The sequence below is a fragment of the Flavobacterium soyangense genome (assembly GCF_015277675.1).
Taxonomy (GTDB): domain Bacteria; phylum Bacteroidota; class Bacteroidia; order Flavobacteriales; family Flavobacteriaceae; genus Flavobacterium; species Flavobacterium soyangense.
Genome location: NZ_JADHEC010000004.1, coordinates 1 through 26,482, shown reverse-complemented (window position 1 = coordinate 26,482; position 26,482 = coordinate 1). Strand labels below are relative to the sequence as shown.

The 26,482-nt window shown below is 37.6% G+C and carries 32 protein-coding genes; 8 read left to right on the top strand and 24 right to left on the bottom strand.

Features of this window, described 5'->3' with window-relative positions; genetic code table 11:
• Positions 1–87: 87 nt before the first annotated feature.
• From IR213_RS02840 to IR213_RS02750, 19 genes are all read right to left on the bottom strand, one after another.
• The gene (locus tag IR213_RS02840; protein ID WP_194310802.1) at positions 88–2,934 is read right to left on the bottom strand and encodes a hypothetical protein; all 2,847 of its coding nucleotides are present in this window, start codon (positions 2,932–2,934) and stop codon (positions 88–90) included.
• A gap of 4 nt (positions 2,935–2,938) precedes the next feature.
• Positions 2,939–5,479 carry a hypothetical protein gene (locus IR213_RS02835; protein WP_194310801.1) on the bottom strand — a complete coding sequence of 847 codons (2,541 nt, stop codon included), beginning with the start codon at positions 5,477–5,479 and terminating at the stop codon, positions 2,939–2,941.
• A complete protein-coding gene (locus tag IR213_RS02830) occupies positions 5,479–6,264 on the bottom strand; it encodes a phage baseplate protein (RefSeq protein ID WP_194310800.1) in 786 nt (261 codons plus the stop codon). The genes IR213_RS02835 and IR213_RS02830 overlap by 1 nt, the downstream gene beginning before the upstream one ends.
• A complete protein-coding gene (locus IR213_RS02825) occupies positions 6,261–6,737 on the bottom strand; it encodes a hypothetical protein (protein ID WP_194310799.1) in 477 nt (158 codons plus the stop codon). The genes IR213_RS02830 and IR213_RS02825 overlap by 4 nt, the downstream gene beginning before the upstream one ends.
• Entirely contained in the window at positions 6,727–7,560 is an 834-nt protein-coding gene (locus IR213_RS02820) for a nucleotidyltransferase (protein ID WP_194310798.1), read from the bottom strand. Before IR213_RS02820 ends, IR213_RS02825 begins: the two co-directional genes overlap by 11 nt.
• Positions 7,560–7,853, bottom strand: a complete 294-nt coding sequence (locus tag IR213_RS02815) for a hypothetical protein (RefSeq protein ID WP_194310797.1) — start codon at positions 7,851–7,853, stop codon at positions 7,560–7,562. Before IR213_RS02815 ends, IR213_RS02820 begins: the two co-directional genes overlap by 1 nt.
• A complete protein-coding gene (locus IR213_RS02810) occupies positions 7,831–8,199 on the bottom strand; it encodes a hypothetical protein (protein WP_194310796.1) in 369 nt (122 codons plus the stop codon). The genes IR213_RS02815 and IR213_RS02810 overlap by 23 nt, the downstream gene beginning before the upstream one ends.
• Positions 8,200–8,712, bottom strand: coding sequence for a hypothetical protein (locus IR213_RS02805; RefSeq protein WP_194310795.1), 513 nt, complete (start codon positions 8,710–8,712; stop codon positions 8,200–8,202). It lies immediately after the preceding gene.
• Entirely contained in the window at positions 8,712–9,686 is a 975-nt protein-coding gene (locus IR213_RS02800) for a late control protein (RefSeq protein WP_194310794.1), read from the bottom strand. The genes IR213_RS02805 and IR213_RS02800 overlap by 1 nt, the downstream gene beginning before the upstream one ends.
• Complete coding sequence (locus IR213_RS02795; RefSeq protein WP_194310793.1) at positions 9,686–10,285, bottom strand: DUF6046 domain-containing protein; 600 nt, start codon at positions 10,283–10,285, stop codon at positions 9,686–9,688. Before IR213_RS02795 ends, IR213_RS02800 begins: the two co-directional genes overlap by 1 nt.
• A complete protein-coding gene (locus tag IR213_RS02790; RefSeq protein ID WP_194310792.1) occupies positions 10,285–12,036 on the bottom strand; it encodes a tape measure protein in 1,752 nt (583 codons plus the stop codon). The genes IR213_RS02795 and IR213_RS02790 overlap by 1 nt, the downstream gene beginning before the upstream one ends.
• Positions 12,037–12,255: 219 nt before the next feature.
• Entirely contained in the window at positions 12,256–12,801 is a 546-nt protein-coding gene (locus IR213_RS02785; protein ID WP_194310791.1) for a hypothetical protein, read from the bottom strand.
• 90 nt (positions 12,802–12,891) lie between these two features.
• Positions 12,892–13,308 (bottom strand): hypothetical protein, encoded by a 417-nt coding sequence (locus tag IR213_RS02780; RefSeq protein WP_194310790.1) that lies wholly within the window; start codon positions 13,306–13,308, stop codon positions 12,892–12,894.
• A gap of 1 nt (position 13,309) precedes the next feature.
• Positions 13,310–14,485 carry a DUF2586 family protein gene (locus tag IR213_RS02775; protein WP_194310789.1) on the bottom strand — a complete coding sequence of 392 codons (1,176 nt, stop codon included), beginning with the start codon at positions 14,483–14,485 and terminating at the stop codon, positions 13,310–13,312.
• Position 14,486: 1 nt separating this feature from the next.
• Complete coding sequence (locus IR213_RS02770; RefSeq protein WP_194310788.1) at positions 14,487–14,984, bottom strand: hypothetical protein; 498 nt, start codon at positions 14,982–14,984, stop codon at positions 14,487–14,489.
• A complete protein-coding gene (locus IR213_RS02765; RefSeq protein ID WP_194310787.1) occupies positions 14,977–15,387 on the bottom strand; it encodes an N-acetylmuramoyl-L-alanine amidase in 411 nt (136 codons plus the stop codon). The genes IR213_RS02770 and IR213_RS02765 overlap by 8 nt, the downstream gene beginning before the upstream one ends.
• Positions 15,387–15,626, bottom strand: coding sequence for a hypothetical protein (locus tag IR213_RS02760; RefSeq protein ID WP_194310786.1), 240 nt, complete (start codon positions 15,624–15,626; stop codon positions 15,387–15,389). The genes IR213_RS02765 and IR213_RS02760 overlap by 1 nt, the downstream gene beginning before the upstream one ends.
• A gap of 1 nt (position 15,627) precedes the next feature.
• Positions 15,628–16,470, bottom strand: a complete 843-nt coding sequence (locus IR213_RS02755; RefSeq protein WP_194310785.1) for a hypothetical protein — start codon at positions 16,468–16,470, stop codon at positions 15,628–15,630.
• Between the two features lie 29 nt (positions 16,471–16,499).
• Positions 16,500–17,489 (bottom strand): HK97 family phage prohead protease, encoded by a 990-nt coding sequence (locus IR213_RS02750; protein WP_194310784.1) that lies wholly within the window; start codon positions 17,487–17,489, stop codon positions 16,500–16,502.
• 176 nt (positions 17,490–17,665) lie between these two features.
• On the opposite strand from IR213_RS02750, the gene IR213_RS02745 reads away from it, so the two are divergent.
• The 8 genes from IR213_RS02745 (at position 17,666) to IR213_RS02710 (ending at position 23,930) form a co-directional block, all read left to right on the top strand.
• A complete protein-coding gene (locus IR213_RS02745) occupies positions 17,666–17,953 on the top strand; it encodes an oxidase (RefSeq protein ID WP_194310783.1) in 288 nt (95 codons plus the stop codon).
• Positions 17,937–18,425: a terminase gpP N-terminus-related DNA-binding protein gene (locus IR213_RS02740; RefSeq protein WP_228479072.1), complete on the top strand. Its 489-nt coding sequence runs from the start codon at positions 17,937–17,939 to the stop codon at positions 18,423–18,425. The genes IR213_RS02745 and IR213_RS02740 overlap by 17 nt, the downstream gene beginning before the upstream one ends.
• Positions 18,418–19,974 carry a hypothetical protein gene (locus IR213_RS02735; protein ID WP_194310782.1) on the top strand — a complete coding sequence of 519 codons (1,557 nt, stop codon included), beginning with the start codon at positions 18,418–18,420 and terminating at the stop codon, positions 19,972–19,974. Before IR213_RS02740 ends, IR213_RS02735 begins: the two co-directional genes overlap by 8 nt.
• Complete coding sequence (locus IR213_RS02730; RefSeq protein WP_194310781.1) at positions 19,971–20,456, top strand: hypothetical protein; 486 nt, start codon at positions 19,971–19,973, stop codon at positions 20,454–20,456. Before IR213_RS02735 ends, IR213_RS02730 begins: the two co-directional genes overlap by 4 nt.
• Before the next feature lie 2 nt (positions 20,457–20,458).
• The gene (locus IR213_RS02725; RefSeq protein WP_194310780.1) at positions 20,459–20,890 is read left to right on the top strand and encodes a phage protein Gp36 family protein; all 432 of its coding nucleotides are present in this window, start codon (positions 20,459–20,461) and stop codon (positions 20,888–20,890) included.
• On the top strand, positions 20,880–21,377 hold the full coding sequence (locus IR213_RS02720; RefSeq protein WP_194310779.1) for a phage morphogenesis protein: 498 nt from the start codon (positions 20,880–20,882) through the stop codon (positions 21,375–21,377). The genes IR213_RS02725 and IR213_RS02720 overlap by 11 nt, the downstream gene beginning before the upstream one ends.
• A 1-nt stretch (position 21,378) precedes the next feature.
• Positions 21,379–22,644 (top strand): phage portal protein family protein, encoded by a 1,266-nt coding sequence (locus IR213_RS02715; protein ID WP_194310778.1) that lies wholly within the window; start codon positions 21,379–21,381, stop codon positions 22,642–22,644.
• A gap of 119 nt (positions 22,645–22,763) precedes the next feature.
• The gene (locus tag IR213_RS02710) at positions 22,764–23,930 is read left to right on the top strand and encodes a phage head morphogenesis protein (RefSeq protein ID WP_194310777.1); all 1,167 of its coding nucleotides are present in this window, start codon (positions 22,764–22,766) and stop codon (positions 23,928–23,930) included.
• Positions 23,931–24,054: 124 nt separating this feature from the next.
• Here IR213_RS02710 and IR213_RS02705 read toward each other — a convergent pair whose 3' ends face one another.
• The 5 genes from IR213_RS02705 to IR213_RS02685 all read right to left on the bottom strand — a co-directional run bounded on the left by IR213_RS02705 (position 24,055) and on the right by IR213_RS02685 (position 26,048).
• On the bottom strand, positions 24,055–24,273 hold the full coding sequence (locus IR213_RS02705) for a hypothetical protein (protein ID WP_194310776.1): 219 nt from the start codon (positions 24,271–24,273) through the stop codon (positions 24,055–24,057).
• Positions 24,274–24,337: 64 nt separating this feature from the next.
• Positions 24,338–24,799 (bottom strand): hypothetical protein, encoded by a 462-nt coding sequence (locus IR213_RS02700; protein ID WP_194310775.1) that lies wholly within the window; start codon positions 24,797–24,799, stop codon positions 24,338–24,340.
• Between the two features lie 72 nt (positions 24,800–24,871).
• Positions 24,872–25,120 carry a hypothetical protein gene (locus tag IR213_RS02695; RefSeq protein WP_194310774.1) on the bottom strand — a complete coding sequence of 83 codons (249 nt, stop codon included), beginning with the start codon at positions 25,118–25,120 and terminating at the stop codon, positions 24,872–24,874.
• Positions 25,117–25,392 (bottom strand): hypothetical protein, encoded by a 276-nt coding sequence (locus tag IR213_RS02690; RefSeq protein WP_194310773.1) that lies wholly within the window; start codon positions 25,390–25,392, stop codon positions 25,117–25,119. Before IR213_RS02690 ends, IR213_RS02695 begins: the two co-directional genes overlap by 4 nt.
• Positions 25,389–26,048, bottom strand: a complete 660-nt coding sequence (locus IR213_RS02685; protein WP_194310772.1) for a BRO-N domain-containing protein — start codon at positions 26,046–26,048, stop codon at positions 25,389–25,391. The genes IR213_RS02690 and IR213_RS02685 overlap by 4 nt, the downstream gene beginning before the upstream one ends.
• Positions 26,049–26,482: the final 434 nt, after the last annotated feature.

Below are 26,482 nucleotides of genomic sequence, written 5' to 3'. Positions count from 1 at the left end.
AAATTTCCATTTTTTTGACAAATATAACAAAAGGCTTCACATATCGCGAAGCCTTTTTAATCACACTTTAAACCACGTTTAAATTATTCACACCTTCTCTCTTATATCTAAAATTCCAAGGAAGCCTCTGGTAGCAGCTGTAGTAATTACATCAATACCTATTATTCCACCTACTGACTTGACATTGTTGTAAATAGCTTGATTATCAACTACGCCAGTACCATCGGTATGCCTAGATGAAAACGCTTGCGCTACACCTTTTACTACAAAATTATAAGTTGAAGTAAGTGCATTACGATGTGCATAAAGTATAATGTCGTAGTCTTTAGTATCGTCAAGCCCTGTAATGTTAAAACTACCTTTATTACCAAGAGTTTCCGAAACAAGCCAGTTAAATCTAACAGCGTTATATTCATAAGGAAATTGCGTACCAGGTAAGGTAATGTTACTATCGACCCCGTCAAATGCGTCAGTAACAATTAACCCGTAAGTTGACGCTACATTTTTCGTGTCCTTCAAATTTGAAAGTGACTGACCAACAGGAATTGAGCTGGCTGATATTAAATTTACAGGCGAGTTAAAAGTGTTCCAAGTTGCCGCTGCGCCTAAATAGGTAGTTGCTTTTGAATAAACTGTAATTGAAGCAAAGTCTATTAAAAATTGTCTCCCTGCCTGATAGGTAATTGTATCGCTTACTCCATCCGTTGTCACATTATTGTTTTTAATTTTAACATAAACTGTTTTCAATCCTTGAGTAGACGACAACGTGAATGGTACAGTACTACTTGTGTAGCCTACCCACGAAGCTCCAACAAACGTAGAACTCTCAGAAATCATATAATGAGTAGGGTTTCCTAAAAAAGTCATAACTACATTCACGGCTGTTGCATCTGTAAGCAAAGCACCTGAATTAATAGCTATAGATGATAACTGCAAGAAGAAACTCGAAACTCTAACTACTCCTGAGTAAGCACCTATAAACTTATCGTTGTCTGTCCAATTTTTAAAGCCTCTGAAATCATAAATTTCCCCTAAAACAGAACCTCCAGATGCAATAGATGAGTCGGAATAGATATTAAAATTGCCTTTTGATATTGAACCAAACTTTTGGGCAGTTGTATCTAACAAATTCAAAACTACGTTATTCAATGCGTTAGCTTCCCAAACGGCTAAAGTTGTGGCTTCTTGACCCGCAAATTTACTTGAAACATTAGCGCAGGATACTACATTGTTTCTAAAAACAAATCCTTGATGCTGACAAACATTGTAAGCTCCAACTGTTGCTTTATTCCCAGTTGTAATTAGATTATTATTATATACATTAATAGGTATGTTATTGTAAAAATTTCCATTAGAATTTATACCAACATTTTGCTCAGGCACGTCTTTGCTATTCAGTAAATACAAAGCTGCTGAGCCTTCTGGAATGTTTACAATGACATTATTATAAATGTCTACTGGGCCTAAAGCTCCAAACTGAATTCCAGCCCCTCCAACTTTATTGATGTAATTGTTAAAAACTTTACCTTCAAGTCCTAAAGACATTCCTGTGTTTTGGTCGGGCTCACTAGCTTTTCCGCAATCTAATAAAACATTGTCGTGAATTTCAGTAGCTCCTGTAGCGTTGTTTAATTGTAAGCCATCCCAACCCGTTCTTTCAAAACGGTTTCGATAAACTTTCGTGTCGTTCAAATTATGCGGTCTATACGTCACATCAACTCCAGCTGAGTTTTTCTTTGTGTGTTCAGAATTATCAAAATAGCCCCAATACATACCCTCGCCTGCGGTATCGTGAACATAGCTATTGTGAAGCCTAGTGTCTTGCATAGTGAAATTTCCTCGTAAAGTAGCTGGATTATTCACGTCAGGATCTGTTTTGCAAAAAATACCAGCAAAACTTGGTTTACTAACTTCAAGATTATGCAATTCAATAAAATTACTTAAACTTGTAATCTGAATTGCTGTGTTGCCTTGCTCATAATTATCATGCTTTGTAACGTGAATTCCTAAATCTATGTTTTGATACCCTTTGCCATCAATTACAACATGTTCGCACCCTTGTAAAATTATACCCCAGTACGAAGAGTATTTTATCAGCATTTGTGTAGTGGAATCAATAGTAATTATAATAGGATTGGCGAGCGTACCTTTTAGGTTCAATCCCTGTATCCTATACCTATGATTAGGGTCATGACTCGAAGGAAATTTTAATACAACTGTAGAACCTGCGGGAACATTTGTCCCTGAAATTGTATTTATAGTAGTTCCTAACGGATCTTCTATAGTAAAAGTTTCGATACTTTTTAGCGTAAACTCAATAGCTGATGCTCTAAGTGCTAATGCTGGAGTGACAGTTATTATTCGAAACTGCTTATTCACTGTCGTTCTTGAGTTACTTGTTTCAGTCGCCGTCAATACTATGTTAAAGGCCCCTCTATAAGCAAAATTAACGCTTACCGGAGCGACAACATTGTTTATTGTCTGATACAATGCGCCTGTATTAGCGTCATACAACTCTAACTTAACAGTGTGCGCATTAGCGATAACTTGTGGATAAATTCTAGTCGGGGTTATAGTAACAGAATCTCCAACTCTACATACCTTGTTTGAAACCGATATGGTATAATAAGGCTCGGTTGGCGATAAAAGTCCGTACACAGTTTCAGTAGATTCAACCAGACTTTTTACCGTGTTACTGATTTTTAATGATTGAATATTACCTCCAGGTGCTAAAATTGTAACGGTTTCATTTAATGTTGCGCTGGTTCTATTAGTATTCACTCCGTCTTTGATCGTCCATAAATTCACGTCATTATCTATCGATTTATTTGTCAATGAAACTGTGTCGCCTACAACAGGGAAATAATTTGATACATCAAAACCCGGCACTGGTAGTGCTTGTTTTACTAAAAAAGCTTGAGAATATAGTGTCATTTAATTAAATTTTTTCTATGTTAAGAGCATAAGATCTGTTAGCTATGTAAGTTCCATTTGAATTGTTATTCGAAAATAAAGCAACCGAAATATCATGCCCAATTGCTACTATATCAGGGCTTCCAGCTGAAGAAAATGTCCACTTGTATAGTCCGTAATCATCATACTTATCGACAGACAATAGCGTAAGAGCTGCTGAGTTTACAATGTAGTTCAAATCAGTTTCCTGAAAATTGGAGTTCGTAGGAGTATATATTCCTGCATATTCTATCGCAACTTGATTGGTTCCTACAACTCCATTAAAATAATACGCTCCCGGATTTCCGTTTCCAGTTTTAACAAATCTTTTTATATCGAACTTTGGCAGTATCAATGAATTTATCCCAGCATTAGTTATAACAGGAAGCGGCAAACTTTCATCATCATTAGTGTATAATGAAATAGTAGTTGACACAACTATAGAATTAATATCTTGAAGATATGGTGCTGCCCTTAGTTTTGTCAATGAATTACTTCTTGATAATTTAACAATTGAACTTGTACTAGTTACGTTCAAGATATTATTAGAAATAGCATCTGCATTCGTGCTATAGTCTTTGTAAATATTATAGTTTGAATTTAAAGCATCTAATACGGGCATTTCAAACAAACCAGCGTCAGCCACATTATTAGTAAAGCTAGGCATGCTAATTTCAAATACATTGTTAAAAGAATTCAACGTTCCTATTCTTTGATTCGCTCGTATAAATTTAGCATACATATTATTTCCGTTAACAGGAGATAACTTCACGTTGCAATTAATTACCTCTACAACTTCAATGTTGTCTATTTCAACGTTTTGTTTTGTCCAAGGATAATAAACTTGATAAAGATTGTTTTTTATGAGGCAATTTTTAATGGATAGAATTTCAGACTTTTTTGTGTTAAAAAGCGATATAATTTCTCCAGGGCAATTTATTAATTTCGTTCTATTAATAAACACTCTTTTTACATTAAGTCCAGATATAACCGTATCGGCCAATGCACCGTCGAGTACACAATCTTCGATCTTGATAATATCAACTTCTTTTAGTTCTATAATAGCGGGTTGACCGATCCTGTCACGAATAATTGTACAATTAGAAATTGTTGTCTTAAGAAGAGAAAACACTTTGACAAACTGAATGTCTAATGCTCTCAATCCAAACTTACTAAAAGCACACTCTGTTACATTTATCGAGTTGCAATCTATAGCTACTATGCCGTATCTTCCGTGTTCTAAGGCTGGATTTTTAGGGTAAACACCGTCAAAAGTACAATTGTCTATTGCTATATTATTGCAACTTTGGATATATAATGCCGATAGAACTTCTGGCTTAGAATACTCGTGATAATTACAAACGTTTATAAAATTAATACCAGAAAAGATAATATTATCAACTTTCAACATCCTAAACGCTCCTCCAGTTTGACAATCTATGGTAAACTTTTTCTGGCCTTTGATGTGTAAATAATAATTTGATCCAGCATTCCAACTTTCTATATAGCGTATCATTCCTGTAAGACTAGCTGTATTCACATTCACAACTTCATCTGTAGCTGTAATGGTAACGTCTTTCGTCAGTCCTGTAGGGTATTCAGCAAGAATGTCATCTATACAATTTGCTATAGAATTATAAGTTTTAGCACTGTCACTTCTTACAAGTCCGTTGACTACATTAATAGATGCAGTCATTGTATTACTTTGCCCGGTAACGTTTCTAACTTTTATAAATAAAATTAATTGAATGTTATCAACGTAAGGAAAATTATAACTGTAATCGCCACCAGTGTATGGTAGCCAAGTAGTTCCTACCATAGACTCAAGCCTAGAAACACTAATTTCACTAACAACTCCAACAGTGCCTATATTCAAACGTAATGCGCTATTACTTGTAGATACAGCTCCTTCGTTAATAGTGAATGTATTTATTGTTGGAGCAAAACTAGGCTTAATGTTGAAAGTCACATTGGAGTCAAAAGCATTAATATCAATGTTTTTGCAAGTAGTGCCTTGTGTAATATTATCTACCAAACTACCATCGACAACTGTGGTTGAAATTAAATCATAACCAGGAGCAATTATAGTAACATCATACTTTCCAATAGGTAACTCGTTGCTTAATGTTCCGAAAGAAGTACCTCCAGAAAATACAATGGTATTTGTACCCGCATTTCTTACTTCTATTTCTCCGTGTATAGGTAAATTATTTGACTTCACAAACACGTTTAAAAATCCTGAGTTTTTTAGTAGCAATAAATCTAATGCGTGTGCTAGTTTACCAATTCCTTCTTCTAAGTTATCTCCAGGAACTACATTCCATTCATAATTACTTTTAGAATAAGTATCTGATATAAGAATAGTTTTCGCATTGGGCTGCAAAATATTTTCAATGTCGTCAATAGCCGTGATGGGTATCTTTTCATCCTTGTGCCAAATAGAATCTATCCAAGCCCAAAATTGCGCTTGTGTAGGCCTGTCGTCTTTTTCAAACCAGCTTTTAATCGTGTTTTTATCTGTTGCCATTATCCTTTATATTTTATAAAATGAACTACTCTAAATGGATTCATTATAGAAAAGGCGGTACCACTGCCTTGCTTATCCGTTATATGGTCTCTTGTACCTGCAAATGATGTAGGGTGGTTTTCGTCACCTCCGCTACCACCGCCTGTATTTCTTCTTGAATTTCCAATAGCATGGTCGTGTTCTGGCATTTCGGAAACTGATAAGGTTTTGCTTTTTGCCCCTCCAGTTTTTCCAACCACGTCAAATTCTGCATCATTACTAAAACCAATCGGAACTCTTCCGGACAATTCTGTATATTCTTCCCAACCAACAGGAATCAAATTAGCAGCTTGACCCCAGATTGCGATCAAACCAATAGGAATATTACCCACCAACGGACGTGCTTCCAAATCTTCAATTCTCTGGATCAAGGCGCTTATTTCTTTTGTCTCAATTGGCCGCTTAAAATCAGCCCAATTAAAAGCACCTACACCAGTTCCAAAAGTCACGTAACGGGTTTTAATAACCGGATTGGCATTTCCATTTTGGAACGTCAAATTTTCTACAACTTCTTTTATGATTACTTTGCTTTGAGCCAAACCACCTTTAAAGTCAAACACTTCTCCGTTAATAAAAACAAAGCCATCGCCAACTGTTGAGCCAACAGTGACACATCCCGCAATAATGGTAAAGTTTCCGGCCAAGCCTCCAAGCGAGTTAAAAACGGCGTGCGCCTTCTGGATTTCGTCCAAAATTCTGGTGGTCATCGGGAAGCCACCTACTTGATTTACCTCTAATTTATTCATATTGAAATTATTTGATATTGTTTACCGGCTAGGTTGTAAAATTCAATCAAAGCCACTATTTCGTTTAGTTTGGTATTCATTATGTCCCTTGGTACCATCACTAAATAATCAACCGTTGAACCGGCATAATTAAAATCTTGTTCTAGCCACATCGTGCCCAAATACACGTCCAAATTTTCGGCTTGTGTATAGATATAATCTTGCTCCAAGCTCAAAGTATCTTCAAATGTGATTCGCCTCAAAACGGGGTCAAATTTGTCATTCAATGCACCACGAAAATAACAGCGTTGGCAGTTGTAGGACAGCTTTTTTAAATTATCGTCTCGCACATTCGACCATCGATAGTACAAGCTTTTTTCACTTCCTGACAATGGCAAAATCAAAGCCTTGAGATAACCAAAAAGTACCGGCTTCCTTAAAAAAGTGGGAAGCAGTAAAAGAATGAGTTTGTCAAAATCTACTTTATACCACATACGTTATGTTGTTAAAATCAGGAATCGAGAAATACCCGCTTTCCGGGATTGTTTTTACGGTAATCGGAACGGCCGCATTATAAACTCCCGTGTTAATGTCAATCGACTGGGATTCGGCATTAACAAGATTCGGAATAACCACGCCGTCAGCAAGCTGTAACTTATCAATGAGGTGAGCTAAAACCAATTCGCCATTAAATGGCAATTCCTTCATATACTCGTTTATGGCATCTTGAACGGGATAATTGGCATTTAAAATACTCATTCCATTGGCATCCAAAACCAGTGGATCCCGAAATATCTGAATGTTCAACAAAAGAATATCCGGCAAGTGATTTACGACGATATATTTCACACCCATATCAGCAATCTCTTTAAAATAAGCATCGAATGCTATTTTTTGGGCATTCGATACTGGGGACAAAACCCCACCCGTTTCCGTTGCTATTTTAATCAATACCTGTCCTGCATTGGGTGTAGCAGCCGCATATTTTATAATTTTTGAAGCTTCGACCTGTGCATCCGTATAGCCAGTATTATCGTATTTATCGGTGTCAAATATCAATGGAAATCCATATTGAAAAGATTTCGCCTTGGTGATGTACCAACTCGGGCGATGCGATTTATCGTTTTTAATAACTTCTTTCACTTCTTTTAAGTGAGTATCGAAAAGATTTTCAAGTGTCCAAATAGAAAATGCCACTATAAACACAATTAGGCGATACACTGACACTTTACTAGTTGATGTCAGTACCGCTAAATTTTCATTTGCAGCGATATTGTCAAAAATTTCCTGTTGTATTACCTCTATTTTTCGTGCCATTATCTTACTATAAATGTTGAGCCTATTGCCATTTGTCCTATGCCTAATTGTGGCAATAGAGTTTCGTTGTTTTGAAAGCCTGTTGCTATTTTTACTTTTTTGTTTTTAAAATAAGATACTATCTCATCGTCTGCCAATATGCTTTTCACAAAGTTCAATTCTTGTCCAGGAATCAATGGATCGGTTAATGAAATACCGTTCAATAGTGCCAATTCAAAAGCAGTAGCAACATTGCCGTTTTCTTGAATCACTAGGTCTAAAAGCGATTGATTATGATTTACGACTAGTTGCATTGGCTCTTAATGTTCTATTTTCTTTCTTCAGCTCGTTGATTTCCTGTTGTTGCAATTTTATTTTTCGGTCTTTTAAAACCAATTCCTCTTCCAGCATATCAATTTTACGTTTCATCAAATCCTCGAACTCCTTGTAACGGGTTTCGTATCGGACTTTCAAATCGTCTAAAATCTCTTTATAATGCCCAGACAACTTAATGTCGTTTTCGATTGCGGTTGTTTCCGCATTTTCTTGCGCCTGTAAAACGTCAACTTGGTATTTCCTTTTGGTAAACAAAAAAGTAAACAAGCCAGTTCCACCAATGGCACTCAATAATATTCCGATATTGCTAAAAATTAACTCCATTTAATTATCCTTTAAAAACTGATTAAATCTATTTTCAACAGCTGTAAATTGAGCTGTATTACTTAATGCGGTTGTCGAACCCGCTTGAGCGGTCGCAGAACCAGTTACGTTAACTGTAAAACTCATTGCCTTGATGGCATCTATCAAATCACTCATCAACTTTTTGAGGGACTCATTTTGTTTTTTCAACAAAAAACCCGTTTCATCTACTCGAAATTGAACCGTTTTAATAGTCAAATCCAAGCTTTCTATTTCAGAATAAGATTCAACATACAATCGGTGTAAATCTTCATTTATGGGGCTAACCAACACCGAGCTTTCAACAGCAGGAAACAAATAAAACTTTTTATTATTCCCGTCCAGTATCGCCGATAGTTGCACATCTTCAAACTCCAAATCGTCCGCCTTAACCGTGCAAGTGCCCTTTTCTTTATCGACCGAAAGCACAACAGCGGGGAACGTATCGACATCCCTTTTTTTTAGTTTTCTAAATGCCTCGGTTAATTCGTCCATTATAATCTATTGCCTAATGTTGATTTTCGTCTAGCTCCACCAGTATCAAAACTTGTGACTACTTTTTTAATAAAATAATTCCCTTCACGGTTCAAATGATCTTCGTCGATTAGTTTAGCTTTCATTCCTCTGGTGGCGAATGGTACTAAAAAACTAACCACATCACCGTCAAAACCGTCATACTTTAGTTTTTTAAGTTCAGTATTTGCCATCGCTTCCAGTTGCTTTTTATCGGAGACAACTGAGGTTGTGTATTCTCTTTGTTCGCCATCCATATCGCCAAACTCAAAGCTCTCCTTTTTGTTCGTGGCAGGATTCATATAATTGTACTTTATCTTAATGCGCCTTTCGTTGGCACTTTTAAACTCAAGATTATTCTCAACCAAATTATAATTCAAATCATACACCACCGTTTCTCCAATATTGGTCAACTGTTGTAATCCTACGTACAATTTACCTTCGTCATCTATGAAAACAGTTTGAGCCAAATCCTTTCTAAAACTTTCCAATATTTGTGCGCCGTTGGCGTTTCGAACTATCCATTTGTCCAGGGGAATGTCCTGACCTTTCATAAACCGTGACAATTCAATCGGAGTGTCTTTTATCACTTCCTGCAAAACCTCTTTTATCGATGTTTTGCCCCAAACTTTATTAATGTTTTTTCGTCTCAACAGCCAAATAGCATCTTCGCAATGAATTTCAATGGGTATTTTTGGACTTATCTTTTTTACATAACCTGTAAATTCAACTCCTGAATAAACACCTTCATAAGCCAGTGTAATTACTACTTTGTCGCCTACTTTTATCGCCTCTTCCGTAAATTTTCGCTCCCCATTCTGGCGGATTTTAAAACGACTAGGTAACTTAATAACTGCCGTGTCACTCAATTCCTCAACGGACTTGGTAATTTCAATACCGTGAACGGCATTAAAGATGTAGTCACCTATTTCTACCTTTCCATCCAGTATGTACATTAGCTCAATAGATTGGTTTTGTTTTTATCTTTTTCGTTTAAGTCTGCAAAGAAATCATCATCGCCAAGGGCTTTGATGGTGTATTTTTGCATTCCGCTTTCGCCTATCATCTCGTCCCAGTCCAAACTTTCTAAAACAATTTTTCGAATACCAAAGAGTTCAAAAAAGGCGTTATCTTCAATATCAACCGCTTCATTTATTTCAAATAGATCATTCAGCAATTTTACTTGATCGGCTGGATATTTTTCAGGGTCGGTCAAATCAATGCAAACCCCTTTAATTGTAATCACTTCGTCGTCCGTAGTAATGTATTCCTTAACCGAACGTTTCTTTTTCTTTCCAACCGTAGCCGTTTTAACAATGGTTTTAGACATTCCAATGGAAACTATCGGCTCATTTGGAAACGTGAATTCCTGACCTTTGTGCGACACTTTCAGCGTCATAAAATATTTATACCCTGCTAAATGCTTGGCGTTAATACCTAATAAATCGGGCAACTTATATCTGGAGGCATTCTTTTTCCACCATAACGGAAATTGAGGCCCGATATAGTCAAGCGATGCACGAACCAATATTTCTTTGATGTTAAATTCTGCCATTAGTTCGTTTGCATTTGGTTCACACTATTCACGGCACGCAATAATATTTCTTGTACTTTTTCGCCCAATTGTTCAATACCTTTTTCGGTACTATCCACAAATATTTTTGTGTCGTCCTGAAGCTTTTGAATATTGACCGTGATATGAGTCATTTTAGAGCCCCCCGAAACGATGTTATCCGATTTATCGCCTTTACCTTTTTTGCCCTTTCCTTTGCCAGTATCATTCATCAAATCGGCAAAAACCGCAGACTTATCTTGTTTTAAAACATCTTTTGGTTTCGGCTTTCCTGTTTTAACATCTACTCCAGCCTCCACTGCTTTCATTTTAACCCCGTCATTATATCCTTTAGAAAAAGACTTGGCGGCTTTCATACCATCGTCCAGCAATTTCTTTTTAGAATCAACGCCCATCAAATTACCCACGGCTTTTTTGCCAATTTCAAAAGCTCCTTTAAAGTCACCGCTAAAGAATGCTTTTAATGCGCTACCCATTCCGGTAATTCCTGAAAGCAGCTCTTGAATTCGATTAATCACATAATTTTTAATCGCCGTTCCAAAGCCTTTCAACACTTCCCAGGTTCCCATTACGACACCTCGTAAGCCTTCCCAATGATTCCATAATGCCATAACAGCCGTTATTAAAATGCCGATTACCAGTGCTACTTTTGCAATTGGATTCATATTCATAACAAAATTAAAGGCAGATGTTGCGGCAGTTGCAAGCCAAACCGCCGCACTGTATGCGTAGAATTGAACAGAGAATAACCAGAAGGCGGCATTAGTGGCAATGAAATTAATCCCTAGGGTGGCAATTACTGAAGCAAATAAAAATAGCAACGGTTTAGCTTGAGCTACCCAGTTAACTACGTCAATAATTGAATTAACAAAAGGAATGATATTTGAAGCTACAGCTGTACCAATATCAAATAGGGGTTTAATCCATTCGGCAAACGCCATTCCAACCTGACTAATTTGATTTTTAAATGTTCCAATCATTGTCGTGAATTTTCCTCCCGCAGATTCAGCCATTCTTTTAGCCATATCGTGGTATCTTCCACCCTCGGAAGTAGCAAGTCGAAAAGCTTCCGAAACCATTTCAGAAGAAATTGCTCCAGCTTCCATTTTCTCTTTTAATTTCCCCATTGAAATACCCGTGTTTTCGGATATTATTTGAAGTGGATTAAAACCCTGACCAACCATTTGTAATAAATCTTGCCCCATCAATCGACCAGTTGCCTGGACTTGCGAAAAAGACAAAGACAAAGAGGAAAGTTTTTCCTCGTTACCCATAGCGATATCGCCCAGCATTTTCATATTGGGCATCACTTTTTCGTGAGCAATTCCAAAAGCAAGCATCGTTTCAGCTCCTTTTATAATTCCTTCATTACTGTAGGGCGTGGCATCGGCATAACCGTTTAACTCCTTGAGCATACCCGTGGCTTTTTCGACAGAACCGAGTAGAACCTCGAACTTGATATTGGTTTGTTCCATCTGGACACCCATATTAAAAACAGCACCTATCGAGCCGATAACCCCGAGTGATATTCCTAAAGCACCAACCAAACCTATCAAACTTTTAAAACCTGATCCCATCGTGGAACTGAAAGAACTAGACGCCTTTTCGGTACTTTTAAAAGTATCGTTCAAACTCTTTGTTTTACTGTCAGTCATACCCACACTAGCCGCTATATTTCTAAGCGAGGAGCTGGCATAATCTTTCATTTGTAATATAAATTCGTAGGCGTTCATACGTTTAGGCTTGTGAGGATTCTTTTTCTTTAGTTCGGATAAAATGGAGGTTTTGCACCTCTTCACACCAATCAACATCGCTCAATTTGTGCGGTTTTTTGATGTGCATATAATATTTTAAATAGGCATCTAACAGCCTAAAATCAATGTATAACTTTTCTTTTGTTTGAGTAACCCAATCAAAAGCGGACTTATCATTCCTATCAATGACAGCCCTGTCTAAAGCTTTTTTATGATGGCAATTTTTTGATTTTGTAATTTTTCAATAGCTTGATAAAGCGGGAAACGCAACGAAGCGTTATCTCTATCTTTGAAAGCTTCATCTTTTTCGATGCAAACCCGATCAAATAATTTTTCTTGGGTAACAAAAGGTTTTCCGCTTGGATTTTCCTTTTCTGCTATCTTCAAATCATCACGAGTAATGATTCGAACTTTGCAACGAGCTTCGCCAATGGTTATGATCGTGTTGTTTTTTTCTTTTGTGAATTCAGCCTCTTCAAAATTGAAGAATTCTTTAATTTCTTTTCGAGCAGGAAAGAAATACTCATCATTGGTTTTGATTTCCTCATCACCTCCGATAAACAATAGATTTATCATTTGCTCACCAAAAGCTAAATCGCCATCGTTTTGCATTACCGTAAAAGCACGCTTAAAATCTTTCATTTTAGGTTCACGCAAAAAGGCAGTTTTGTCTTCAATCGGTAAGGCGTAAATAGTACCGTATTGTTCTTTCCACACTTTAATTTGTTCGTCGTAATTTTTCATTTTGTTTGTTGTTTGTTTTTGTAAAAAAAAGCCATCCATCAGCTGGATGGCTTTTCACATTTTTATGTCACCCTGAGCGGAGACGAAGGACTATTGTTGGTTTTTAACGTCCAAGAAAATAAAAGGTAGCTCTACAAGCATATTCTTATCGCCTTGTTTCATTGCTTTTTTGTACTCGGTAATTTCACAAGTTGTTAGCACGTCCGTAACGGTTGCACCGCCATCGTCTGGAATAAAAGACCAAATAATATCAAAGCTCAAGGCTAAAATATCTTTGTTTGGTGCGTCCTTAATCATCGCTTCCACTTCGGATTGCCACAAATTAATTTTGCCCTCAAAGTCCTTGTTTCCTCTAGTAATCTTATGACCTTTCCCGCCACGACCACGCAAAACAGATTTTTCTTGTTTAGCTGAGTATTCTACGTCTTCAATTCCCTCGATGATGCGACCACCTATGGCAATCGAAATGTCATTCCAAGAATAATTTTTACTACTATAATCGCTCATACTATTCTAGTGTTGTGGTAAAACCAATGTTTACCGTTATGAAATCAGAATAGCCAACAGGCAATAATTGCAAAGCCACATTGACGTTATTTGTTTGCAGAACATTTTGATTTTCATCAATAAATGCTCTCACACCCGAAAGTTTGCCAACCTCTACCATATTGGATTTAATTTGGCTTTCGATGGCATTTTGCCAACCTTTGATAATGGCGGGATGAATCGTACCCGCTTCGGTTACTGGAACTTCGTCAGATAGCTCTTGTACCAAAGTCGTGTATGCTATTAAAACGCCTTCGTCCATTACCAAGCCTCTAGCCAAACTATTAAAGTCGTCTGTTGGCAAAGTCAAGGTTTTATCTCCAGTGAAGTAAAAGCCTGATAAATTGGCAAAGCTTCGCATAAAGGTGTAGTTCTTATTATCGATGGCATCCCAAGCAGTGTCCAAAGTAGCTACGGTAGCTCCATTTGTAAAATAAGCTGCAAAAGGCTCTACAGCACCGTCTTTTACACGGCTCAATTTTCTTTGTGTTGGTGTACTCGCCAAACGTCCTAAAGCCAAGCCGATAGATGCATCTTTTGAACCGTCCGTATTGGCTAACAAAATAGACACTTTGTTATAGTTTGTTGTGGCATAATCTTTCAAATCAGCTACCACACCGCTAAACTTATTACCCGAAATTAAGACACGAACAGGATAGAAACGGTCTGCAAAATCTTGCGCCAAAGCTTGAGCTTTGACTACCGCCAAATGCACATCGGCATCTAAGCCCTCGGTTATTGTTTCGCCAGCTCCTGATTTTTTCAAAAGTCCTAAAATGCGAATCTTACCTTTGGCATCACTCAATAATTTTCGAGCAAAGTCTTTAGTTAAATCCGCTTGATCTTCCATTGTTGTCGCAGCAAGAACAAGCATAAACCACAATTCAGCTCCTTTTTTGGCTTCGCCGTAAAATTGGGCGATTTGTTGATAGGCAAAGTCATTAGTTCCGCCTTCAGTAATACCAAGGTTAACAGCCTCTTCCAAAGAAAATATTTGATAAGATGTGCCAACGGTTACTTTATTAGCTCCCGCAACGGTTACACCCGATAATACGAATCCTGGTATCTTCTGAATTTCTGCCTGTGGCAATCCCAAGCCATTGCTTGAAATGTTGAATGTAATATTTGGTAAACCCATACTATACTATTTTCAATGTTTTTAAAATGAAAGCCACTACAGCTCCAATGAATAAACCGACAATAAACCAGAGAACAATATCAAAAACCGTATATCCAGTTTTACTCTTGTTATTCTCGACATCAGATCGAGCAGTTTCACTCACTGATCTGTAAATTTCTTTTTTTATTTTGGCTACCATTGCGAGACTATCGCAGGTTGCCGATACCGTTATTGTGTCGTGTTGAATTATAATTTTAGCGGTAGCGTTGCCGTTTTTTTGGCTAAATATTTTAGGCTTTGAAACCGTATTTAAACCCGATTTAATTACCAATTCAGCGACGGGAATTTTAAGACTGGTTTCAGCCTTTGGAGTGTAAAGAACCGTATCCCGATATGTTTCTTTCTCCTGAACGATACTTTCAGTTGTCGATGTACTTTTTTGAACGTCCTGCCGTGTAGTACGACAGGAAGTCAAAAAACAACAAAAACAAACTAAAAGAACTAGTGTTTTATACATCTTTGTACTCTTTTTTAGCGTCAAAACTTGGGCAAGCTTTATGCACATTAGGAAAATCCCGATGCCCTTGAATTGTTGCGGTTGGAAATTTTTGTTTGAAGTCTTTTAGCAATTTCAAAATAGAAGCCTTTTGTGCTGGTGTGCGTGTGTCTTTAGGTGCGTTATTCAAATCAATTCCTCCTATATAAGAAATATTGATTGTTTGGCTGTTAAAGCCCTTTACACCGTTAGAAACCTGCTCTATTGGTAATAAATTAACCGTCTCACCATCAGGCTTGACAATAAAGTGATAGCCTGGCATTTTCCAGCCCAACTGATTTTTCCAATAGCTTTGAATTGCGCTAATGCTCGTATTTTGAGAAGTGGCTGTGCAATGAATGGCTATGTACTTTATTGCTCTCATTACTCTTTTACTTCTTCTTCGTCAATCACTTCTATCGCAGTTGCTTTAGTATGTGGCGTTACGTTCTTATCCTCCAAAGTCGTGGCGTGATTTTGTGCAAAACCGAAGTTTTCAAACACATTTCCGTCTGCTGTAGAATAGACTTCATCTTTTGAGCCTACTTGGTCAAAATAGTCCGATACGGTTTTAGCAATGGCATCCGCTTGGGATGCCGTTGCTACTTCTTTTGCTTTTGCCATACTAGCTCAAGATTGCTCCTAAATACTTAGGATTGGTTGCACGAATGTTACCCACAAGAGCTCTTTGAGCAAAAGATATTTCGTCAGCTTGTGAAGCTGCAGAACGAATCGTTTCATACATTTCAGTATCACCAAAACATCTGAACACTTCGTTAGTACACCAAGTGAAAGAACAATTTTTGTCACCCGCTGCTTTTACTGTACCAAAAGGTTTTTTAGCGTTAGCAGACGTGTAAAGAGCCGTTTTGTTGTAACGGTACACTTTGAAACCGTACATTTCTGACGTGTTCAAGATTTCTTTGTACAAGACTTTGTCCTCTTTTTTGATAATCGCCATATGCTCGGCAGTCAAACAAATGTTCAAACCATCATAGATGTCCAAACCATTGTAAAAGGCTTGCATATCGATGATAGCATCTAAGAACTTTCCACCACCAACAACCGCAATTTTGTTGTTTGTATCGTCCGTAGCTGGAGACCAAGCGAATGCGGCACGAATACCCATATTTTTAGCCAAAGCCGTTTTGTGACGATTGGTAACTGAAGCACGTTTGTTGTACTGCAATTCCACTTCCTGCAAATCTCTATGACGAGTTCTATCCGTAGAGTAGGTATTCAACACCACTTCATTAGGAATGTCTGTGATGGTTGCCAATGGCAAATCCGTTTCAGAACCTGCAAAGTAGTTCTCGTGAACTCCTGGTTCAATACCCGCTTCCGCTAGGTGTAATTTGTTGTTTTCTACATACTCGGATTTGTCCGTAGATGCAAAAACAAAACTGTTATCTGGGATTGGGTTTTCCTGAATACCTGCAATCCATACTTCTTTTTGTAAACCTGCCATAATCTATTTTTTGGGATTAATTTTTATTATTACTTAGTGTATCGTACACCGTTAGCGTATGCCTTGGCTAATTCCGCATATTTTGTCGGATCTTCTTCTCGGATTTTTGCCAGTTTCACGGTGTCGTGTTTTTGCAAATAATCAAACGATTCTTTAACATCATCGGTAGTAATACCAGTTGTCGATTTACCCGCCAAAACCACTTCTTTCACTTTGGTTTGAGTGCCACCGTTTGCCGCTTCTTTATCCGTAATCAATTTAGATAAAATGGCAGTTTGACCTTCAAAGTCATTTTCAAAAGCACCCAATTGTGAGGCTTTCAAAGCTTCTGGAATCAATCCTAATTTAATGGCTTGATCCACCAGTACCGTTGCACCGCTCAAACGAATTCCTTTGATTTCTGCTTCCAGTTCTAAAACCTTCGCTTTGGCAGTCGCCGCTTCCGAGGCTTCCAATTTTACTTGGGTAATCGTGTCAAGTAACACACTTTCGGACGCATCCGCCGATTTCCCTAAGGCTAGGGCAATTGTTTTTAATTCAGACATATCTTCTTTTTTTATGTTCAATTTATTCAGTTTCACGTTTCCGTCATTTTTGGATAATTTCAAAGCGTCATCATTTCCGCCTATGGGAACTATCGAAATTTCCACTAGTTTACATTTGGTCACCGTTTCATAGAGTTGTCCAGGTAATACCAATTCGGGTTCTGAGGATGCGGCTATTACTTCCGCATACATAGATGCCATTCTAATGAATCCACCAGCTACCTTATCGGCTATTGTTTTGGCAAAAGGTTCGTTTTCGTCAAATTCAATTGTCGCTATTAATTGGCTGTCTTTTTTAAACAACTTCAAACAACGACCAATAACCTCAGTGCCTTTATTTCTGTAACTATCCCTATCGTGTAGGTATAAGACAACAGGGTTGCGCTCATATTGAGTGTAGTCAATACCATCCGTCAAAATGCGGTAATTATAGCCGTTTACGTTTTCGGTATTAATAATGAAGTCGTGTTGCATTGGCTGTTTTTAATTTGGTTTTGGTAACGTTTCGAAGGCAAAATTGGGGAGGTTTTGAAGTAAAAAAAAACCAGTTTCCAAGCCTTGTACTCAATAACTACAAGCTTTGTATTAAATAAATACAAGCTTTGGTATTGCTTTTTTTCAATGCGCTTTATATGTAGAACTTTGCCCTTATGACGGATATAATTTTAGACAACAACGGCGATTTGAAGTTGCAAAATGGTGACTTCGTTTTGGGGTATTCTGACAACCAACACCAAGAACACATCTTAATGGCAACTAAAGGCGAATTCAAAGAATTCCCTGAACTTGGCGTGGGTATTAATCGAATGTTAAGCGACGACGACTTCACACCTTTTTTGATTGATGCCAAAAAGAACCTAGAGTATGATGGAATGAAAATCAATAACATAAAGTTTGAGGAAAACGGAAACCTGAACATCGATGGATACTACAAGTAAAGTCAAAGGCAGAATGACTGCCGCTCAAAGCGACTACAAAAAATTACAGGCAAAAGATTTGTTTGTAAAAGGATTTTCATTAACCAACATTTCTGAAATACTGGGTGTTGGTGTCAAAACACTCGGGAACTGGCGTGAGCTTCATTGTTGGGATAATGAAAAAGAACTTTTTGCCATACGTCCTAGCGAAATTAAAAAATTGATCCTTCAGTATGTTCTTGATATTCGTGACGGTAAAAAACCAGCGCACAAAGCCGATGATTTAGCTAAAATCTCAGCCGCTTTTGACCGTATGGATGATGACCGAAAAAAGGCAGTTCACACAATGGAAAGTTTTGACAGCTTTAGCCAATTTATGGTCGTGCAAGCGGGTAACAACACGGGCAAAAAGCGTGATGAAATTTTAGAACTATTGCAGACCATTAGGATACATTTTGACAAATATATCAACGAACTCGTGAGCAATGACTAAAACGGAACTCAAACAAGCCCTTGAAAAATACAACTTGGAATCCAAAAGAATCCAGTTGCTTTCGAGTGCATCCTTATTTAAGGAAACCACAGCTGAACAGGAAGCCCGAATTAAACGCCTTTTAAAACCCGAAAATTATTTGGAGTTTTTTGAATATTACTATGGCGTGAATTCTCTTTTAGCTTTAGCAGATGCACCTTGTGCCAAGTTTCATTTAACGAGTTATATCGAACTATTTAAAAATCCTTTAATCAAACAGCAACGCCGTTGGTTTCGTGGTGCTGCCAAGTCGATACATACTAATGTAGGTAACTTGTGCCACCTCAAAGAAAACAATGAGGTTAATTTTGGTTTAATCATCGGGCGTACGCTAGATGCTGGTAAACTTTTACTTTCGGATGTGCAACTGCATTTGGAAAGTAATGAGCGGTACATCAAAGATTTTGGAATGCAAATGCAATACGGTTCTTGGGCAGACGGTCAGTTTGAAACCAACGACAAAAAAATGTTCAAAGCCTTGGGATTGAACCAACCATTTAGAGGTTTGCGTAACAATGCCAACCGTCCAGACTTTGCCTCAATGGACGACTTAGAAGACCGAAAACAAGCCAAGAACATTGATATTACCAAAGAGAACGTTCAGAAGCTCACGGGCGATTTAGGTAAGGCAGGACAAAAAGGACGCTTTCGCCAAGTGATGGCAAACAACTACATCGTAAAAAACGGAATCGTTGACGGCTATGCCGAAAAAAATAAGAAGTCGCCAAACCTTAAAATTAGTACGGTTAACCTTTGCGATGCCAACTTTAAACCGAGTTGGCCAGAACGCTACAGCGTACAGGATTGTAAAGACATCATTGCCGATACCGATTATCACACCAGCCAAAGAGAGGATTTTAATAATCCTGTTGAGGAGGGAAAACGCATAAAAGCAGAATGGATCAGGTTTAAGAAAACACACGGCAATCAAATCTTTGAAGGATTGATTGAGTTTTGGGATTTATCATATAAGGACGGCGGCGATTATAAAGCGGGTGGAGTTGTTTCTATCGAGAAAGGAAGAGCGCACGTTTTAGAAATCTTCAACCAACAAATTGACCGACCAACGGCAATGAATATGCACTACGAATGGCAGAAAAAATATAACGCCAAAGGAATGTCAATTATCTCTTATTACGATGCGACAGCAGCACAAGAAATTGTTTATGAAACCGATTGGCTAATTGCCTGTGAAGAAAACAATGCGGTTGACATTCCATTTCCTGACCACGCATCAGGAGACAAACACGACCGAATTGATGCCACTTTGACCAGTACGTTTATGCGTGGTTTAATCACATTTGACGAGCGATTAAAAGATACTATGGATATGGACAAAGCCATTGAGCATATTGTCGCTTTTGAAAAAGGGTGCAAAACACCCGATGACATTTTGGACGTTTTAGAACAATGTGTTCGAAAAGGACGGCTATTATTTGGCTACAGCCAAAAAGAGGAAAGCAACCAAAAACCCGTAATCGGGAAACGTAAAACCACCCGAAGAGTATGACGCCCAGAAAAGAACTATTTATAAAAGTAAAAGAAGCTTTAGCCGAATTACCAGTCTTGGAGTTGGTCGATTTACAGCGCAAACAATTTACTAATCCAAAGGAAAACTATCCTAGTTATTTTACAGCGGCTTTAATTGAAATCAAAGCGATAACGTGGCAAACAATGGTAGAACAAAAGCAGGAAGGAAAAGCCACAGTCGATATTACTTTTTATTGTAAAGATGGATGGATGGATCAGCATAACGGAACTACCGACCCCGAACACGGATTAATGGAAATTGATGTAATTGATTCTATTGTAGAAAAATTACAAGGATTAAGAGGCGATACTTTCAAACAATTGGATTTATCCAACGAGGAAACCGTTGACGAAGCCGACGAAATGATGAGTTACAAGATTTCATTTTCAACCCTCATATATCGCCCCATCAACGGAAAATATACAAAACAAAAAATAGGCTTTCAAACTCAAACACCATAGATATGTTTTTAGAAAAATCAGAATTAAAAACCGTAGGGCTAGACGAAATCATCAATAAAATAATCAATAATGATGATTCTATTGTCGAGGAAATCATTGCGGAAAGTATCGATGTAATGGGTGGCTATCTATTTCAGTATTTTGATACTGCGGCTGTTTTTGGAGCTACAGGAGACGCACGAAATCTTACAGTATTAAAACACCTTAAAGGGATTGTCTTATTTGAAATTTACACCCGTAGAACCAAGCAACTGAATGAGGTTGCGAAGCTTCGATATGATGAAGCAATGTTATGGCTCGAAAAGGTTTCGACTGGCAAAATAAAACCCGATTTGCCACCTAAATTGATTGATTCGGATGGTGACGGAACGCCCGACAGCGAAGTGCCGTTTATGAAGCTCGGAAGTCGCAAAACCTACCAAAATGGCTGGTAGTTTCAATGATTTACAAAGGCTTTTAATTCGAGCTTCCAAAGATATTCCCGACAAAGCTTTGCGAGTTATGGGAGTGGAAGGCAAAAAGTTTATTGATAAAAATTTCAGAGACCAGGGCTTTACTGATACTTCTACCAAAAAGTGGGATGCTCGAAAAACAACCGACAGCTTTGGCAACGACATTACCCGATATAAAACAAACCGTGTAGGACGTGCAGGAAGCCTAAACCGATACGGTAGTCGAAACGCAGACCGTGCCATATTAGTAGGTTTCAATACAGGGGGCGACAAACTTAAAAACTCCTTTAAATACAGCGTAAGCCAAGGAAGTAAAACGGTAGTTTTTAGAACCTACAAGCCTTATGCGGCACGACACAATGAAGGACTAGACGGAATGCCGAAACGTCAATTTATTGGAAAATCAGAGTATTTAAACCGACAAATTGCGGATAAAATAAAAAGAGAATTAGATAAAACACTACGATAAAATGAGTTTAAAAAATAGAAACATAGCAAACGCAAAAAGGCAAGTGAGCAAAGTCAATCTTTCGGGAAATGCCATTGGCAAAAAAGTAAGCTTATCCAATGTAGATGCTGGAGACATTACCAAAATAACCAATTTAATGGTGGACGTTATCCGCCGTCAACGTAGATTATGGCGGAAAGAGATCAACGATTGGCAAGCGGCAAGATATGCTTATTATCAGTCGGAAATCCCTCGCTTCTTTCCGATGCAGGAAGTCTATGACGATATTATGCTCGATGGACATTTGACTGCCGTAACCGAGGATAGAACCTTGAGAACCATCAACGAAGATTACATTTTTTCGATTGATGGTATTAAGGACGATAAATTGACCGCTTTAATTGAAGACCAAGAGTGGTTTGATTATACTTTAGAGGAAGCGCACAAAACCACCTACAAGGGCGAAGGGCTTTTATGGATTAAAGATTTTGAAAAAGGCAATATAAAAGAGGTTGAAATGATTGACCGTGGCTTGCTTGTTCCTGGACAAAAAATATTATTGTATGACATCAACGGTAATAAAGGTTTAGATGTTTCCGAAGTGGATGATATTTTACTGTATGCTAAGTTTTACAGTAATATTGGGATATTAGAAAAGGCAGCCGTTTACACCATTTTGAAACGTCATTCGTGGGGTTCGTGGGATGAATTTGAAGAGTTATTTGGTGTTCCGATTCGTATCGCCAAAGTAGCCAGTCAAAGTGAAACCGTAAAAAATGAGGTTGCGGGTTGGTTGGAGGAAATGGGAAGCGCACCTTATGGAGTATTTCCGTTAGGTACTGAAATTGATATTAAAGAAAACAGCAAATCAGATTCTTTCAATGTTTTCTATATGAAAATTCAAGCTCTAGATAAAGAGCTTTCGAAGTTAATTTTGCACCAAACGATGACCACGGAAAACGGAGCATCTAAAGCACAAGGAAATGTACACGAAAACACTTTGGAAGAGGTAATTAAAAGTGATAAAAAGAAAATGCTTTCTTTCCTAAATAAACGTTTAGTTCCTGCGATGCGTAAGCTAGGTTATTCGATTCCTGACAATGCCAAAATTACAATTGAAAAAACTAAAGACCCAGAAAAGCAAATTAAAATCGATAGCCAGTTAATGACAAACGGTTACATCTTAAAACAGCAATATGTCGAGGAGGTTTATGGTGTTGAAATTGAGACAATGCCATCCAGTCAGACACCGCCACCAACAAAACCCGACAACGCAAAAAAGCATTAAGCCTGCTTAAATTAGCGTATCGTTCTCATTGTTGCGACCACGACCACGAACACAACGTTGTACAGTTAGACAAACAGGACGACATTTTAAGCGGGCTTATTGAAAATTATTTTAGACAATTGTTTGATGACAGGAATGTTTCTGAAGAAAACAAACAAGCTCTTTGGGAGTATTACAATACCCATTTAGGCAAAGCATTTGATTTGGGATACAATAGTGATTCCGAGTTTTACGATGCAGATTTAGCACAATCTTTAAAAAATGACATTGCGAAATTTTCGGCTTTCAAAGAGACTAGTTTTAGAGCACAACTCGAAAGCGCATTGACCGAAGATGGCAAAGTAGTATCGTGGTCAGATTTCAAAAAGAAAGCTACCGAATTAAGCGTAGAATACAACCAACGTTGGCTAAAAACAGAATACCACCACACTGTAGCAACTGCCAATAGCGTGGAACAATGGAAAAGTTTTGAAGCTGATGCAGACTTGTATCCAAACCTAAGATACAACGCCGTAAACGATGCCAGGACACGTGAAAAACACCAAGCATTAGATGGCTTGATTCTACCCATCAATCACGTATTTTGGAAAACCCACAACGTACCGTTAGATTGGGGATGTCGTTGCAAATTGGAACAAACAGACGAAGAGCCAACAAAGACAGTTCCCGATATTCTAGTAAAAGGCATTTTCAAAAATAATGCTGCTTTGAGCGGAAAAGTGTTTGGCGAAATGCCTTATGCTAGCGCAATGAGCGCAATAGCAGGAAATGAAGCCGAAAAATTCGCTAAAGAAATGCAAGCGGGTTATAACGCCGAAATGAAAACTATTACTTCTAAAAAAGAATACGAATCGCTTGGTAAAACCTACGCAAAAAAATATTTTAATAAAGAAAATGGCGGATATTTAGCCATTGACAAAGAACGTATTTTGGCTTCAAAAATTAATAAAAATGAAACTGTAAAATTCCTAAAGGAGGAGGCAATGAGTATGGTGTATGCCAAAGCGGGACATCAAATAAAACTGCTTAAAGAAGTGGCTGGAGTGAGTAGCTCAGATGCTCTCGTAGATGGAGCTTTTGCAGACTTAAAGAAAACGGCCAGTCATAACAATATTCTGAAATATGCTAAAAAAGCAACAACAGAGCAAGGAGCTGAAATGATTTTGTTTGAATTCGAAAAAGAGACGAAAGATATTTATAAGGAAATCGAAAAGCTTAAAACAAAGAAAATAAAGGCACTGTATTTCTTTACAGGAAGAGAAAAAACGATATACAAAACGTTTTAAAATGGGACATCCCCTTGCGGGGATGAACAGGCGGTACGAGTTACCAAGGTAACACATCCCTTATATTACTTACGTAATACACTGCAAATATACAAACATTTTTTAATTACAATTTAAAAAGTGTTTAAAATAATTGTAATTGAACTTTTTGGGGCGGTGCAGTGTCTCCGTAAATACCCTCATAATTTAAGATCGCTTCAACAGTTCTGCTGGCAAGAAACATTTTGTTTGCCACTTCATCAATAACGGCATCAATGCGCCACTTCTTATTCTTGGCGTGAAGCTCATAGAATAATTTTCGCACTTGGTTATTTCTTTCGGTTAGGCGTTCCTTACGTGTCATAAGACAAAAATATAAAACTTTTTATTACAAAAAAAGCCCAGTTTTTAGCTGGGCTTTTGCTGTATTAATTAGATATTTTCATTTCCCATAGTCCCTCTTGAGATGTTTTACGTAATCGTGCTCCAGTATCGGCAGCACCCCAAGGCATTCCGTTTTTTTGTATAGAGACCTTATCAGCTTTGGAGTCAAACTCCTTTTGATACAGGTCAAAAACGGTTAAATATTTACTCGCAACGCTATCAATATTCCATTTCTTAACTCCTTTGATTTCTAAATCAGCATTTGCACCCTCACTGTTAATATTATAAACAATATAAAGTATCTCGTTATTGCTATTATTATATTGTATATACTTTCTCCACTCTGAAATATCCTGACCTACAACTTTAAAGTCTTTTCCAGTATCTAAAATAATTTTATCACATTTTTTAATAAATTGAAGGGAATCTAATTTTTGATAACTTGCTTTTTGCGCCTGCAATAACGAAGTAATTAACACTAACGTGAGCAATAATATTCTTTTCATAATTTCATTTTTTAAGTTGTTTTCAAAAGTAAAAAAAAACCGCCCAATTTGAGCGGTTTTCTTTCAAATTAATTATTGTTTTACAAATTGTTCTTTTATTTTTTCGTTCATACTATTCTCAATATTTAATTGTGAGGGTTCAAAAAGCATCATTTCAAGCAAATCTAATGCGTTGTATGTGGTATTTTCATTAGTACATTCTTTGTCTTGAGTTTGTAACAAATGAATAATTGCTTTTTGATAATCTACAATATCGTCAGCGCTTTTATAGTTACTATTAGAGCGCATTACTATGTGTCCAGTTTCATCTAGCCAAATCATAACGTTTCATTTTTAGGTTCAACATTATTTATCGCTTTTAGTGTTAAATCGGTCTCATAACTATTGCCGTGCTTGTTACACACTTTGCAAACTATAAGCCGCTGTACCATAGTTTCTTTATTGGCGAGTATAATTGCTTTGCGATTTTCGTTTAAAACGTGGTCGCAGCGCAGTGTAGTTCTTATAAGCCAACGATCTTTATGAGTGTTGCAAAAGAATTCTGCATAAGCAGTCATATCTGTACTGTTTTTGAAATATTTTGTGGCTCTCATAATACTAAAGATAATTGGTTAGACGAATGGAACACACGAGAACCCGAGGCGATAAGTTGAAGTCCTTGTAAAGTAGTGAACCAAGCAGGATGCGTGTTGCCAAACAACCATATTTTAACCGCTAACGGCTGTACTTTGTTGAGTTTTTTGGCTGCTTGACTGCTTTCGGTTCTGGACTTGATGGCGGCGTGATAATCGTTGAGGGAATAATACGGAATTTCCTTGATCGTGATGGTTCTCACGGGAGTTTCATTGAACAATACCTGCGTGTAAGGAATGTCACGAGCATCAATAAAATCAATTGATTTCTTGGAATTACCATAAAAACCATTTTTTCGTAGTGCTGGCAGAACCTCACTAGTTACCCATTTGCGAAAAGCTTTGGCTTCAGGTTTGTTGCTTCGCATAATCAAAGCAAATAAACCGCTTTCACTTATGCAATTAACTTTTCGATTTTGACCTGCCCTTACAATTGGTAAGGTTAGCTTTTCGTCTTCGTCTAAAGCATACAATGCTTTAGTAACATTACCAAGTTCTAAAATATCGCAAATATCTTTTGCGACAAACCAAGGTTCATTTTCAATCAAGATACTATTTAAGTCTTGACGTGTTGCGCTGAACTGAAACGCAATTGGTGTTAAATTTTCTGTTTGCATATCGAAAATATTTTACACACGAAAGCCCCACGTTAGGTGTGCAAACACAGTCAAGGACTGGATTCTCTGATCGTTTCCTACAGAGCACCGTGGCGAGGCTTTCGCTTATTGTTAAATAAATATTTGTAAAGGAATTGTCCTTTAACTGTGTTTGCACGACAAACGTACAAAAGATTTTTAATTTAAAAACAAATTTGTATCTATTTTTTTCTTTGCTTTGATTGGCTCGCTTTCGATTGCTCTACTAGCGAACCTATTAATTTTGTGATTTTTTGCCGTGTTGGCAAGGTCTGTGGCGCTTAAAATTTTTTAGCTCAGGTGGGAGCTGCAGTTCGTATTCGTGTTCCAGTTATCGACATTGTTCAACGACCAGCCCGAAGAGGGAGACCGAACAAGAAACCACAGCTTTCAATGCACAACCTTTATGATTTACA